Origin of the sequence: Flavobacterium rhamnosi, from assembly GCF_048286515.1 — a bacterium.
In the GTDB taxonomy this organism is placed as follows: Bacteria; Bacteroidota; Bacteroidia; order Flavobacteriales; family Flavobacteriaceae; genus Flavobacterium.
In genome coordinates, this window is the sequence record NZ_JBLVPS010000021.1 from 64,183 (window position 1) to 77,902 (window position 13,720).

The window sequence follows — 13,720 nt, forward strand, 5'->3', positions numbered from 1 at the left end:
ATGAAACATTTTTACTTTATCCTTATATTTTTAGCCAATAGTTTATTTATTTCAGCCCAAACCCCTACCGGAAGTTCTACGGAAGTAGGCATAACCGAAGGTCAATTATCGGTGTCACTTACTGGAGGAGCTAGTTATGATTTACCTCTAGTTGTACCACCTGGTATAAATGGGGTTGTACCCCAAGTAGGTTTAACTTATAATAGTCAAGGCGGTAACGGATTGGCAGGTTATGGCTGGAATGTTTCTGGAGTATCTATTATTACAAGAATTCCTGCTACCAAGTTTCATGATGGAAAAATTGATGCTGTTGATTTTAATAGTATTGATCGTTTTTCTTTTGATGGACAACGACTAGTTGTTAAGAACGGAACGAGTACTTATGGAGCAGATGGAACGGTTTACGAGACGGAAAATTTCTCTAATGTTAAAATTACTTCTTATGGGGTACATCCTAGCGGAGCGAATTATGGTCCAGCTTATTTTATTGTAGAATACCCAGATGGCTCTAAAGCCTATTATGGCAGCACAACGAATTCCCGTTCAATTACTGATTGGGCAATCGAGTATTGGGAGAACCCGCAAGGAGTTAGAATTAGTTATGTCTATACATTAGCCAACAACAATTTATCCATAACTTATATCAAATATGGATCTATTTCTACAAATACTCCTATAAATCAAATTCAATTTGTATATAAAACGCGCCAACGCCCTGAGCAAGCTTATATAGGGGGACAAAGTTTTTTGAGAAATACAATTTTAAGCCAGATAAAAGTTTTTGGTAACGGAATAGGTTTTAGAAATTACCTTTTAGAACATTTAACCCAAGATGTAACATTAGGCTACGAACGACTCTCAAGAATTACTGAAAGTAGCGGAGATGACACCAAGACTTATAATCCCACAATATTTAGTTATGGTACAACCAATGAAGCTATTTCTTATGCTGCTATTACTACTAATATAAATGTAAATAACATTTCTTCAATAAATTCATCTACTGTTACGGGAGATTTTAATGGCGATGGCAAGATGGATTTTTTAGTCTATCCAACTACGGGAACGACCACTAAATCTAAATATTGGCTTTTTTATAATCTTGATCCATTAGTAAACCCTAATGTTAGTTATGAACATAATATAGGAGTTTTTGAAGAGATTTTTGCTTCATCATTATTAACTGGAGATGCAAGTGCGGGATATAAACTAATGGCAAAACAAGGATGGACTGTAATTAAGAATAACGTTGCAACAAATACAGTTACATTCTCAAACTATAGTGCAGAAGGAGGAATAAGTCCCATTTTTTTGCAATATGAAAAATCAAATCAGTTCCCACTTTTTTCTTGGGGATACCCAGCAATTTGCGGTAATTATTCCAGTTTTATAACTAAAACATATAATGTGCCAAAAAAAATGATAAGTGGTGATTTTAATGGTGATGGGTTAACGGATTTGATAGCAATAGACAAAGAAATATATTATCAATCAGCTTGCGATAGAACCTCTTTAAGAAGTGGAGGTCAAAGTTATTTTGTTAATTTAGATAAAAGATTAACTACTAATTATGTTACCGATGCTGGAACTATTATACCTTCAACAGCTAATAAATATATAGTTGCTGATTTTAATGGAGATGGAAAATCAGACTTATATGTTTTTAACTATCAATCTGTTAGAGTTTATGGATTAAATGATTTAAATCAGTTTGTTTTAATACACCAAAATACAGCAGCCGATGCAGATATACTTTTTGAAAGACCTGTTTTGATGGGGGATTATAATGGAGATGGAAAATCAGACTTTATTATTCCTAAAGGATACGGTACTAATTATGCTAAGTATATTTCAACCGGAATCGGTTTAATTAAGACGGATGTATCTTATAATATTCCTTACATAGCCAATAGCGGAAGCGATTGTCTAATCTCTAACATGATAATCCCAACGGACATTAATGGTGATGGTAAAACGGATTTAATTACCTATTCTACTGCAGGATGTAATTCGAATAATACGGGTCAGTATTGGATAAGAGTCTGGAATAACACGGATTCTAATTTTGTCAATACTGCAACTTATAATACAGGTTCAATCAGTGGTATTAAACAATACGCTTTGCCAATATTTTTATCCTCTGACAGACCTAATTTTAGTTTGGAATTAGCAGCAATATCGGATAATAAAATCTATAGATTCAGTTCCCAAAAAGATTTTAATAAAGAACGTTTGCTTAAAACAATTACAACGGGTAATGGTGTAAAAGAAACGATTAGTTATAGCCCTATAGTTAATGACCCATGTACTTTTAACTGTAATCCTTTATACAGGTCAAGTAGTCCCATAGAAAACTACCCTAATACAGATATTCCCGTAGCTCCCTCTTTTCAAGTAGTTTCTAAATTGGAAAAACAAAGTGCAACGGTTTATAAAAAACAATTGTTTGGGTATTATGGTGCGGTTTCCAATTTAGAAGGATTAGGATTCCTTGGTTTTAGAGCGACCATGCGTACCAATTGGCATGACGATGCAACAACAATTATATCCAATATTTCTAAATTTGATGTCAGTCTACGTGGAGCCAATACAGAAAATTACGCTGTGCTGTATTTATTTTCACCCTCTAGTAGTTTTGCACCAACTGATTTTATTTCGAAATCCATTCTCAGCTATAATACACCAGTTGATGCCTTGCAAGCGAACAAAGTTTTTAAACTCAAGAATACAATTGCCAAACAGTACAACGGATTAGAAAACATCAATAGTGAAACCACTACTGATTATGACATCTATAACAATCCAATGAAAGCAACAACTTTGTTAAAAGAAGGAAGTGCTCTTGTACAAACTAGTGTTGGGGATATTACCTATATTGCGCCTACCACTTCTCCGTATATTGTAGGAAGGCCTTCTGGAAAAATACAAAGCATTACGTTAGCTGCAACTGGAGACATAACCAGTAACGAAGAACAGTTTAGCTATACTACCAGTTTGTTAACGCAGGTCAAGAAGCGAGGAAATGATGCAGGGGTTTATATTACCGAAGATAATATATATGACACTTTTGGAAATATTACAAAAAAGACAATAACAGCTCCTGGACTTACATCAAGAATTACTAATTACGAATATGATCCTACGGGACGTTTTTTAACAAAAAGTATCGATATTGAAGGTTTGGCAACAACATTTACCTATAATACTTACAATGGCTTATTAAATTCAGAGACCAATCCCTACGGCTTGACCACGACGTATTTACATGACTCTTGGTTCAAGAAAATAAAGACGACTGATTATCTGGGTAAAAATAATACTTATACGTATTCTAGAAGCGGTAGTGTAAATACTTTTGTTAGCACCGCTGGGGATGATGGTAGTGGCAGCCAAGAAGTATTTGATGATTTGGGTAGAAAGATAGCATCAGGAATTAAGGATATAAATGGTGTGTTTTCTAATGTATCATATTTGTACGATATTTATGATAGAAATATAAAAATAAGCGAACCATATTTTGGCACGAGCCCTTCACAGTGGAATGAAACCCAATTTGATGTATATGGCAGAACGATTCAAAATACTGCTTTTACGGGTAAAACAACCACCATCAGCTATTTTGGAATGACCACCACCGTAAATGACGGAACAAAAAACAAAACTTCGACTAAAAATGCTATTGGAAATGTGATTACTATTACAGACGCTCCCGGAGGTACCATAAATTACACCTATTTTGCCAATGGCAATTTGAAAACTTCTGATTATGGTGGAGCAGTAACTACAATCGAGCAAGACGGTTGGGGAAGAAAGACCAAACTGATAGATTCTTCAGCTGGAACGTATACATATGTCTATAATTTGTTGGGAGAAACTACCAGTGAAACCTCGCCAAATGGGACTACGACCTACACCCTTGACGCTGTAGGAAAGTTAACCAAGAAAAACATTATCGGAACCAATACCAACAGCGAAACGACTTATACGTATGATACAGCTTCTAAATTGCCTACTTCGAATGTTTTTAAGAATGTTTTGGAAGGAAATACCATTACCAACAACACTTTTGAATATGACTCCTATAAAAGATTGTATAAAAAGACCGAAATCACGCCTTATGCCACATTTGTAAAACAGCTTACATTTGATGCTTTTGGTAGGGTAGACAGAGAAACCAATACAGCTACAGCCAGTGGAAAAACAAGTGCGAAAACTACGCAAAATACCTATAAAAATGGCTTTGCTTGGCAAATATTAGACTATACAAGCCAGCAGATCTTGTGGCAAACCAATGCAGTAAATGCACGAGGACAACTTACCGGTGCAATCCTGGGGAACGGTATTGCCATAGCCAATACGTATGATACTTATGGCTATGTCACGCAATTCAAGCACGATCGTACGGGAGCAAGTCCTGCCAATATAATGACGCTCAACACGGTTTTCGATGTTCAAAAAGGGAATTTGAGCAGTCGTACCAATAGCTTGTTTGGCTGGAACGAGACCTTTATGTATGATGCGTTAGATCGATTGACCAGTTTTAAAAACGCTGCTGGAGTAGTGGAGACCCAAAGTCATGATGAACGAGGACGAATTACCCAAAATGCTGTAGGAAGTTATAATTACACCACAACTGCCAAACCGTATCAAAACACTTCGGTAACGGTTACGCTGGCAGCCAAAACATATTATACGGCAAGACCAACACAAAATATTACCTACAATACTTTCAAAAGCCCTGTTCAAATTGAGGAAGTGGGTATTGATAAAGTAAGTTTTACGTACAATGATGGCAATGACCGCAGCGCTATGTTTTATGGTAGTTTAGACATTGATAAAAATTTACGTCCAAACCGAAAGTATTATTCTGCTGATGGCAGTATGGAGATAAAAAGTACTGCCACCGGAATAGAGTTTGTAACTTATATAGGAGGAGATGCGTACTCAGCACCTTTGATTGTAAAAAGTGATGGGACAACCCAAAATTATTTATATTTACATCGTGATTACCAAGGCAGTGTCGTGGCAATAACGAATGTGACTGGAACTTTGGTAGAAAAACGCCTCTTTGATGCTTGGGGAGCTATTGCCATTGTACAAGATGGTGCAGGCAATACGCTAAACGGCCTTACCCTTATTGACAGAGGTTATACTGGTCATGAACACCTGCAAAGCGTAGGTCTCATACACATGAATGGACGATTGTATGACCCTAAGTTGCATCGATTCTTGCAGCCTGATAATTATGTGCAAGATATATTTAATACTCAAAATTATAACAGGTATGGGTATTGTATAAACAACCCGCTCAAGTATAACGATATTAATGGGGAGTTCTTTTTTATACCTATAATTATCGGAGCAATAATAGGAGCATATATAGGAGGATCTAAAGCAAATGACAATTGGAATCCTATTAAATGGGATTATTCTAATGGAAAGACTTGGGCAGCAATAGGTACTGGTGCACTTATAGGTGCAGTTGCTGGCGAAGTAGCTTGGGCAGGCATTACGGGTAAAATGGCTTTTGGCATATTTAACGTTTCGTTAGGTGCTGGAGTTGCTATACCAGGTGTAGGCACGTTAGGTATTTTTAAGTCAGGAGAGTATTGGGGTTCACAATTTACCAATACTAACGGTCAAACGTTAAATCAAAATATTGGAGCGATACCTGTTGTGAAACCTAAGAGTGATACTAATGGTGAAGGGAAAGGTAAAGAAGAGGATTCGTTTCATCCGGGACAATATTTACCTAATTTCAAAGCAGATATTGGATTTGATATACTGAAATTTAGAGGATTACATTATGGAGTGCCTGAATTTGAAAGCAGTTGGATGAATGATCGAGGGGCAATTACGCCAGGTCCTTTTTCATTATATGGACAAGGTTTAAGTGATAATCCTTCATACAGTACCCATGAACCAGGTCATGTACTGCAATTTGCTCTTATGGGGGGGTGGTACTATCCTTTTATTGCATTGCCTAGTATATGGAATGCAAATAACAAGAATGCCGGCGATGGCTATACTGAAAAAACAGCAAATCAATTATGGTATTGGTTTACTGGAGAGAAAGATTCAAGAAATAAACGATATAGAGATTAATATGAAAAAGATATTTGCTTTAGTTTGGATTATATTTTTTCAACTTTTATTTAGTTGTCATTATCAACATAATGAATTAAAAATAGTAAATAACTCAAACGAAGTTGTTTATTATGAAACCTACTTTCATAAAGATTTAGATAAATATGATGTATATAATAAGTATCAAAAAGTTTATTATTTAGACAATGATTTGGCACTTAATCCCAGAGATTCGGTTCGCCCTGCAAATCGAAGTGCGTGGAGTTATGATATAGAAACTATTTCTAAAGATTCTACATTAACAGTGGCCTTTTTTAATAGGGATACTGTTCGGAAAATAGGTTGGGACAAAATGATTTTATTGAAAAATTATAAAAAAGTTACTTATTCAGTAAAACAATTAGATAGTTTGAATTGGACAATTACTTATGATGGAAACTAGGTGGTTTAAAAGAGTCAAGCTATAAAAAAACTTGCATCCTAGTGGGGAGAAATTTACTTGGAATGATTTATTAGCAGGAGTTGCGATAGTTGCTGGTGTTACTTTAACAGTTGTCTCAAGTGGAAATCTTGTGATACGGATTGATTGGGGCTGGATTAGCACATTTTGGAGCCACTTATGCAGAGTATAATAAAACGGGTAATTGGAGTGCGGCTTCAAATAATGCTGGATTTTCTTTTAGCACAAACATTGAAACTGATTGGGGGTATAGTAGCAATAAGGATAAGCCTCAAGGTATTACTCAAATTGAACCCATTGTAAAACCTAAGAGTGAGGATGATAAGGGTAAAGGTAATGGCAACCAATTAGACCCTTCAACAGTTGGACAAAATTCACCTCTTTTTGGTGGGCACTCTACTTATGCAGGAGGAGATAACCCTATGACTTACAATAAAGATTATACTTATTCTTATGTTCCAACAATGATAACCGATTATCCTGCAATAGGTCACGACAGGCGATATGATAATTTAGAAATTACAGGAGCAAGCGGTTTATTTTTTGATACAAGAGCAGTAGGTGCGGATTGGAAATTTGTATCAGAACAATTTCAACTTTTTAGAATAATGCCAGACCCGGCAACCAAAGCCAATGCTTTAATACTTGGTGCAGGGCTTGGATGGGCTGCAGTCCCAAAAACAATATATCAAATGACAAAACCAACCGGTTTACTTGAAATAATGAGCTGGTATTATTACAGTAGCGCTGGAGTTACTAATAAACCTGGAAATTAAAATATTTGCTTTATGAAAAAAATGATTTCATTATTTATATTGTTTGTTTTTACTTCTTGTGATTTTGCTCCTGGAAGTTATCCGTATGCAGAGGTATATGAATTTGATGTTTCTGAGGAAGTTTTAATAAAAGCAGTTGAAGAATTTAAAACTGATAATCCTAAATATGTATTATCAAATCAGGAAAGATTTATAGATGGAAAAAGGGATAAAAAAGACCATTGGTATCATATTTGGTTTTATTATCCTGATAGGAATAAGGTTGTAAAATCTTGGATAAGGGGTAATAAAATAGCATTTGTTGGAATAGGTGATGGAATGGATTTAAGTGACTATAAAGAAATAAACAAAGATTTTGCAAGTCAAGCAAATGAGTATGAAAAAGAAAAATTTAAAAGATTGATACTTGATAAGATTAGCAACTATATTGAACTACAGTCCAAGCCCCAAAAAGAGTGAATATAGATCAAGAAAAAATAGACTTTAAAAAATTAAAAGCGATTAAATTAGGGTAAATTGAGAGACGTGTAAAATATCTTCAATTAAATAAGAGTAAATTAAATAATCTGCTATCCAAAATCTATAATTCTTCAAGTTGTATATTTCAAACTTAGGTTTGCATTAAGCTATCAAGATGTTGAGGAAATAATGAAAATGTGGGAAATTCAGGTTGACCGTCAATTTAACGTTGGGTGTATAAGTTTAGTCCTTTCGAGGCGCAAATGAAAAAACGAAAACTAAGAGTTGGGAAAAGTTGGAGAATGGATGAACAGATATTAAATTTGCAAGGAGAAGTAGTGTAACAGCAAGAGAGTATATCAAAACTATAATATTAATAATGCTTGTAAAATATTTTTCAGTTTTACATAAATGAAAAATTAAACAACATACCACATCTGGATGTAGAGTTGTCTTTCGGTTCAATAATGATGCAATTTTTTAAGTGCCTGGAATAATGAAGGAATAATCAAAAATATCCATATTATAAAAATAAAATAATTATTCTAACAACGCCTTTGATAAGGGTTAGATAGATCCATGAGATATAAATTCTTTATTATATTTTTACTTTACACCACATTTGTTTTCTCACAACAGGAAGCGAGTGTTTGGTATTTTGGGCAAAATGCAGGAATCAAGTTTCATTCAGATGGTTCTGTAACAGCACTTACTGACGGGCAACTCAACACAAATGAAGGTTGCGCCAGTTTGTCAAACAGCAATGGTAATTTGTTGTTTTATACTGACGGCACAACGGTTTGGAACAAGAACCATCAAGTAATGGTACGGGATTAATGGGAAATTGGTCAAGTACTCAATCCGCCCCAATAGTTCCAAAACCTGGCTCATCAAATATATATTATGTTTTTACAATATGCTAATAATATAGATTATTGGGTGGTTACACATGGTTGGGATAGTAATACCTTTTATAGCTATTTACTTACCCCTTCGGGTTTGAGTTCTACTCCTGTATCATCAAATGCAGGCCTTGTGGTAAATGGTTCAACAGAAAATGTTTGGGGGTATATGAAAATAGCCCCTGATGGAAGTAAATTAGCAGTATGTAATTCCGCAAGCGATTTTGAATTGTTGGATTTTGATGATGCAACTGGGGTAATTTCTAATCCTATAATCTTAAATAATAATGGTTTTAACTACGGAGTAGAATTTTCACCGAATAGTAAGGTTTTATATTTGTCGGTTTCTATTAGCAATTCTAATAGAAGAATCATACAGTATGATTTAACGGTTCTGTGGCATCTGACAATAACTTTTTATCTTAGGGGCTTAAAAAACAATCGATCCATGAATATCAAAGGTCACTGCTATCCAAAATCTATTATTCTTCAAGCTGTATATTTCAAACTTAGATTTACCTTAAGCTATCGAGATGTTGCCGAAATAATGAAAATGAGGGGAGTTCAGGTTGACCATGCGACAATTCAGCGTTGGGTGTACAAGCATAATCCTTTTATCGAGACGCAAATGAAAAAACGAAAACTAAAAGTTGGGAAAGGTGGAGAATGGATGAAACCTATATAAAAGTCAAAGGTAAGTACTGTTATTTGTACAGAGCAATTGGTAATAGTGGTAAGCCAGGGATAATAAACAGTGACAAAAGTGGATCAAACATAGGCGCTATCAGAGTTTATAATCTACGTTCATTTTCTAAAATAGTGATCCGGCAAAATATTTGAACAACATTGTCGAACAAGATCATCGTTTTATCAAGTGGAGAATTCTAAATGGATTAGGATTTAAAAATTTTGAATCAGCTAAAAGAACGTTAAGTGGAATTGAAGTTGTACATATGTTAAGAAAGAAGCAGATGATTAATCCTAGTATAACTATGCTTAAATCATTCTGCTCATTGGTAGCATAACCAACCCGAAACACTAATAAGTAGATTTATTCTGGACAGATGCGACAGAACCACATTATGTGTTCTTATTTTAAACGATTTTAATAAAAAAAAATAAGGAACGGATCATAAATACTTGGGAATAATTATTTTGGATTGCTTATTTTGGATGAAGTATAAATTTCAATGGCTCGGTAACATCAATACCATTGTTGCCAATAGTGAATTTTAAAGAATCAGTATCAGAAGCCATCTTCAAACAATCCAATTGCGTCTGATCTAGTTCTGCCCTGTAATTTCCCGGACGTAACCCAAGAAAACTAAAATGGCCATCGGATTTTGAAACTAACGAGGTAATAAAAATAGTGTCATCATCATAAATATTTATTTTAATTCCTCCAAGTTCGTAAAAATCACCATTCATCTTCAGGGAAACCTCCCCGATAGCTTCTTGCAAATTCATTCTCACCTCATTATAAAAAGGGACTATAAAAACATTTTTAATTCCGCGATTCTGAAGATCTCTTTTTATTTTTCTTATTTCTTCGAGCGTATTGGCTTCTCCCCAAGTGTATTTGTACAAACCTTCATGTTGATACATTTCAATTCCTTTTAATGCTTTAAATAACGGATAGGAAAAAGATTGTTTATGTTTTGAAGCCGTGCTACTCACACTATTCTTTTATAAAAAAGCGTTCCGTTTAAGGAACTACAGTTGAAAATGAGTTGGTTATAGTATTGTTGAATAATTAAAGATGTCCGATGTTTTTGTAATAGAAAAAGGAAAGTCTAATGCTAGAGTTTTTGGTATTGGGTTTTTCTATGCCCGCAAATACTTTTCTATTGTTTTTAATTTCATACTATTGTAAGACTATTTATGACGCATTTTTTTATGAACTATTCATCTTCACGTATTTCATGGGATACCAATGTCAAACATTACATTAGAAACGGATTATTCGACAACTTACCCAATGCCATAAAAGCCAAAATTCCCAAAACAAACAAGCACCGTTGGGAACGTGAAACAGCCGACAAGTACCTCGGTTGCGAAATAGCCAATTTTATAAAAGAAGAATTAGATCTCATAAAACGGACTGGAGAATCTAAAAATGCCAAAAAAGTCATGGAAGCTTATTTCAAACTTTCTGATACCTATCATGAGATTGTCAGCGCAGTAAAAGGAATCAAACGACAAATGGCGCTACAAAAAGGAAAATTGGTAAATGTCATCGAGATGGTAAAAGACATAATTCCTGTTGATAGTGCATTAAAAATCTTCAATATTTCCAGAGCTACCTATCACAATTATAAAGTATTTGTTATCAATAAATGCGAGTCCTCATATTTTTTGTGGTGTGTTAAACAATATCCGCACCAACTATTAAAAAAGGAAATTTTACGAATAAAAAAATATATGGAAAATGGAGACTATCTGCATTGGTCTAAATCCTCTGTTTACTTGTTGGCATTACGCAGCAAAGAAATCTCTTTTGGCTTGACCACTTGGTACAAATACTCCAAATTATTGGGATATGGTAGGACAAGACACCTCCATCCGAAAAAACGATATGGCTCGTTGATGAGTTATAGACCCAATGAAATTTGGTGTGCCGATGTAACGATACTGAAAACGGCAGATGACAAAAAATATTACATTCATTTTTTGATGGATCATTATTCTAAAATGATTCTAGGATATAGAATTGAAAACAGTTCCAGCCCAAAAGCCATTAGAGATTTGTTGGAACAAGCATATTTGAAACACAAAAATAAAGAACCCATCACTTTTGTCACCGATGGCGGTGTGGAAAATGTAAACAGTACGGTTCATGATTTTTTAGATACAACCAGTCAAGATATCAAACATTTAATTGCCCAAAAAGACATTCCCTTTTCTAACTCCAAAATTGAGGCGTTCAATAAAATCATCAAACACCAGTTTTTGTTGCCGCAAAATTTAACCAACAGGGAACAACTTGAAACTGCTTTAGTGGCAGATGTGTTAACTTATAACACGATCCGCCCACAACTCTCCCTACAAGGAAATACACCTCAAGAAACTTTTTTAGGAAAACTCGTAGCTTTAAAAAGTTATAAAACCCATTTTCCGGAACATAAAATCCTTAGAATATCAGAAAACCAACAAAATAACTGTAAGGGTTGCAGATAATATTGGAATAGCAAAAAAAACAATACCGTTTTCTTCTGTATTGGATTTTTATAGCTTCAAATTATCCGTGCTTTATTTTTACAATATTATAACAGCCTCACTTTTAAATCAATTCCTTATATGGAACGCTTTTTTATAAAAGAATCGTGTTAGGAGTAGTGCTTCGTGTGAACCTGCGAATAAAAAATTTTTTCGACCCAAAGCTAAGGGGCGAATGGCATTTTCCACGAGATTATTATCAATATGAAGATTTCCGTCTTTTAGGTAAGCCATCAGGCTGTCCCAACGTTTCAGGCAATAATCATACGCCTTACCTAAAGGACTTTTAGGTAATTCCAATTTCGACTGTACTGCAATATAATTTCCTATTTCGTTTAGAACAGGAAGTGATTCTTCCAGTCTTAAAGTCTGTCTTTCTTGAACTGAAAGGTTTTGAGAAGTCGCTTTTCGTTCAATTTCATATAGCTTTTGAATTTGTAACATCACGTGGGATGCATTGGCCTTATTATAATCCAATGATTTTTCAAAATAGCGGCGAGCATGAGCCCAACATGCGATTTGGGTAACATTTTCTTTTAGTGCAAATTGTGGATATACGCCATAGCCATCGGTTTGAAGGTAGCCCTCAAATCCGTTTAACATTTCCAAAGGACCTTCACTGCCGCGTCCTTTTCGATAATCAAAATACACACTTTTGGGTATAGGGGCATGATACACCCACATAAATCCAGTATGTGTTGCACCTTTTTTATCCTTATCTTGTACTTTTATTGGAGATTCGTCCGCCTGAAGATAACCATTATTCAGGGTATACTGTCGGTGACATTCATACAGCGGCCGCAGTAATTGGGATACTAATCTAACCCAGGAATCGACTGTAGAAGAAGGAATCTCAATACCTTCTCTTAAAAATCGCTGTATCTGCCTGTACAGCGGAAGATAATCCATAAATTTATCGATGATGATTTGAGTTAAAAGAGTCGTTCCTGCAATACATTTTGGAATCGGACGAAAATCAAGAGAAGCAATTTTGACTTGCTGATTTCCTTTTTCATCCGCTGGGGCAACATATTTGTTTCTGATGTAACGGTTGATAAACAATTTTGCAGGAGTGTATTCCAATTCATCAGTAATTTCCTGACCGATACACTTCATTCCTTCAATATTTTCAGTTGGCTCCAATACAATTTCATTTACTGGAAGATGTGAAGGCAAAGCCATACGACCTTGATGCTTTTTAGGTAATTTTTCGCGTTCGTAGGTGATTTGTTCCTTTACCGATTCAATAGCTGCTAAAACTTCTTGCTCATCTATTTCAAAAGGAATGGCTAATTGCTCTGGATTTTCACTGGCAATGAAACGTTCTTTTTTAGAACCGTACATCGCTCTTTTAAACTGCTCGATCTGAAATTTGAGATAACTGTTCTGCTGTTCGAGTTTCGTGGCTACGATCTCTAACTTTTCGGCTTTGGATTCTAATTTGGAATTGAAAGATTCTAACTTATTCGTTTTGGATTCCAATTTTCTGGTTTTGGATTCTAATTCGGAATTGAAAGATTCTAATTTATAAGCCTTAGATTCTAATTCGGAATTGAAAGATTCTAATTTACAAGCTTTAGATTCTAATTCACAAACTACTTTTGCTTGACTTTTGAGTAATTTCAAAAGCTCTTCTTTAGAGTAATTATCAAACAAATCTAATGCGTTTTCCATACTTCAAAAATAAGAAAACAGCAGTAAATACACAACTTTTAAAGGGATTTATGATTGATTTTTTTATGTTTTATATCTCTTTTTTTTCTTGAAATCTCGCAATTTAAGACCACCCAAAACCAACAGTAATTCTTCTCTTTTCAATT

The 13,720-nt window shown here is 34.7% G+C and carries 8 protein-coding genes and 1 pseudogene; 7 read left to right on the plus strand and 2 right to left on the minus strand.

The features are described from left to right. The 6 genes and pseudogenes from ACNQGN_RS15260 (at position 1) to ACNQGN_RS15285 (ending at position 9,709) form a co-directional block, all read left to right on the plus strand. Complete coding sequence (locus tag ACNQGN_RS15260; RefSeq protein WP_417988688.1) at positions 1-6,105, plus strand: FG-GAP-like repeat-containing protein; 6,105 nt, start codon at positions 1-3, stop codon at positions 6,103-6,105. A gap of 1 nt (position 6,106) precedes the next feature. Then, complete coding sequence (locus ACNQGN_RS15265; protein ID WP_417988689.1) at positions 6,107-6,529, plus strand: hypothetical protein; 423 nt, start codon at positions 6,107-6,109, stop codon at positions 6,527-6,529. A gap of 140 nt (positions 6,530-6,669) precedes the next feature. Continuing rightward, the gene (locus ACNQGN_RS15270) at positions 6,670-7,323 is read left to right on the plus strand and encodes a hypothetical protein (protein ID WP_417988690.1); all 654 of its coding nucleotides are present in this window, start codon (positions 6,670-6,672) and stop codon (positions 7,321-7,323) included. 12 nt (positions 7,324-7,335) lie between these two features. After that, positions 7,336-7,782, plus strand: coding sequence for a hypothetical protein (locus ACNQGN_RS15275; protein ID WP_417988691.1), 447 nt, complete (start codon positions 7,336-7,338; stop codon positions 7,780-7,782). Positions 7,783-8,361: 579 nt separating this feature from the next. After that, positions 8,362-8,619, plus strand: a complete 258-nt coding sequence (locus tag ACNQGN_RS15280) for a hypothetical protein (RefSeq protein WP_417988692.1) — start codon at positions 8,362-8,364, stop codon at positions 8,617-8,619. Between the two features lie 513 nt (positions 8,620-9,132). After that, positions 9,133-9,709: pseudogene (locus ACNQGN_RS15285) on the plus strand (IS6 family transposase). 139 nt (positions 9,710-9,848) lie between these two features. Here the strand turns inward: ACNQGN_RS15285 and ACNQGN_RS15290 are convergent. Next, positions 9,849-10,361 (minus strand): hypothetical protein, encoded by a 513-nt coding sequence (locus ACNQGN_RS15290; RefSeq protein WP_417988693.1) that lies wholly within the window; start codon positions 10,359-10,361, stop codon positions 9,849-9,851. 219 nt (positions 10,362-10,580) lie between these two features. Here ACNQGN_RS15290 and ACNQGN_RS15295 point away from each other — a divergent pair, with 219 nt between their 5' ends. Then, positions 10,581-11,861 (plus strand): transposase, encoded by a 1,281-nt coding sequence (locus ACNQGN_RS15295; RefSeq protein ID WP_417988694.1) that lies wholly within the window; start codon positions 10,581-10,583, stop codon positions 11,859-11,861. Positions 11,862-11,969: 108 nt separating this feature from the next. Here ACNQGN_RS15295 and tnpC read toward each other — a convergent pair whose 3' ends face one another. After that, positions 11,970-13,574: an IS66 family transposase gene (gene tnpC / locus ACNQGN_RS15300; protein ID WP_417988695.1), complete on the minus strand. Its 1,605-nt coding sequence runs from the start codon at positions 13,572-13,574 to the stop codon at positions 11,970-11,972. Positions 13,575-13,720: the final 146 nt, after the last annotated feature.

Bases quoted from the DNA above. Each gene is read 5' to 3' on its own strand.
- ACNQGN_RS15275 (WP_417988691.1), top strand. From the start codon at position 7,336: ATGAAAAAAATGATTTCATTATTTATATTGTTTGTTTTTACTTCTTGT.
- ACNQGN_RS15295 (WP_417988694.1), top strand. From the start codon at position 10,581: ATGAACTATTCATCTTCACGTATTTCATGGGATACCAATGTCAAACAT.
- ACNQGN_RS15280 (WP_417988692.1), top strand. From the start codon at position 8,362: ATGAGATATAAATTCTTTATTATATTTTTACTTTACACCACATTTGTT.
- tnpC (WP_417988695.1), bottom strand. From the start codon at position 13,574: ATGGAAAACGCATTAGATTTGTTTGATAATTACTCTAAAGAAGAGCTT.
- ACNQGN_RS15265 (WP_417988689.1), top strand. From the start codon at position 6,107: ATGAAAAAGATATTTGCTTTAGTTTGGATTATATTTTTTCAACTTTTA.
- ACNQGN_RS15260 (WP_417988688.1), top strand. From the start codon at position 1: ATGAAACATTTTTACTTTATCCTTATATTTTTAGCCAATAGTTTATTT.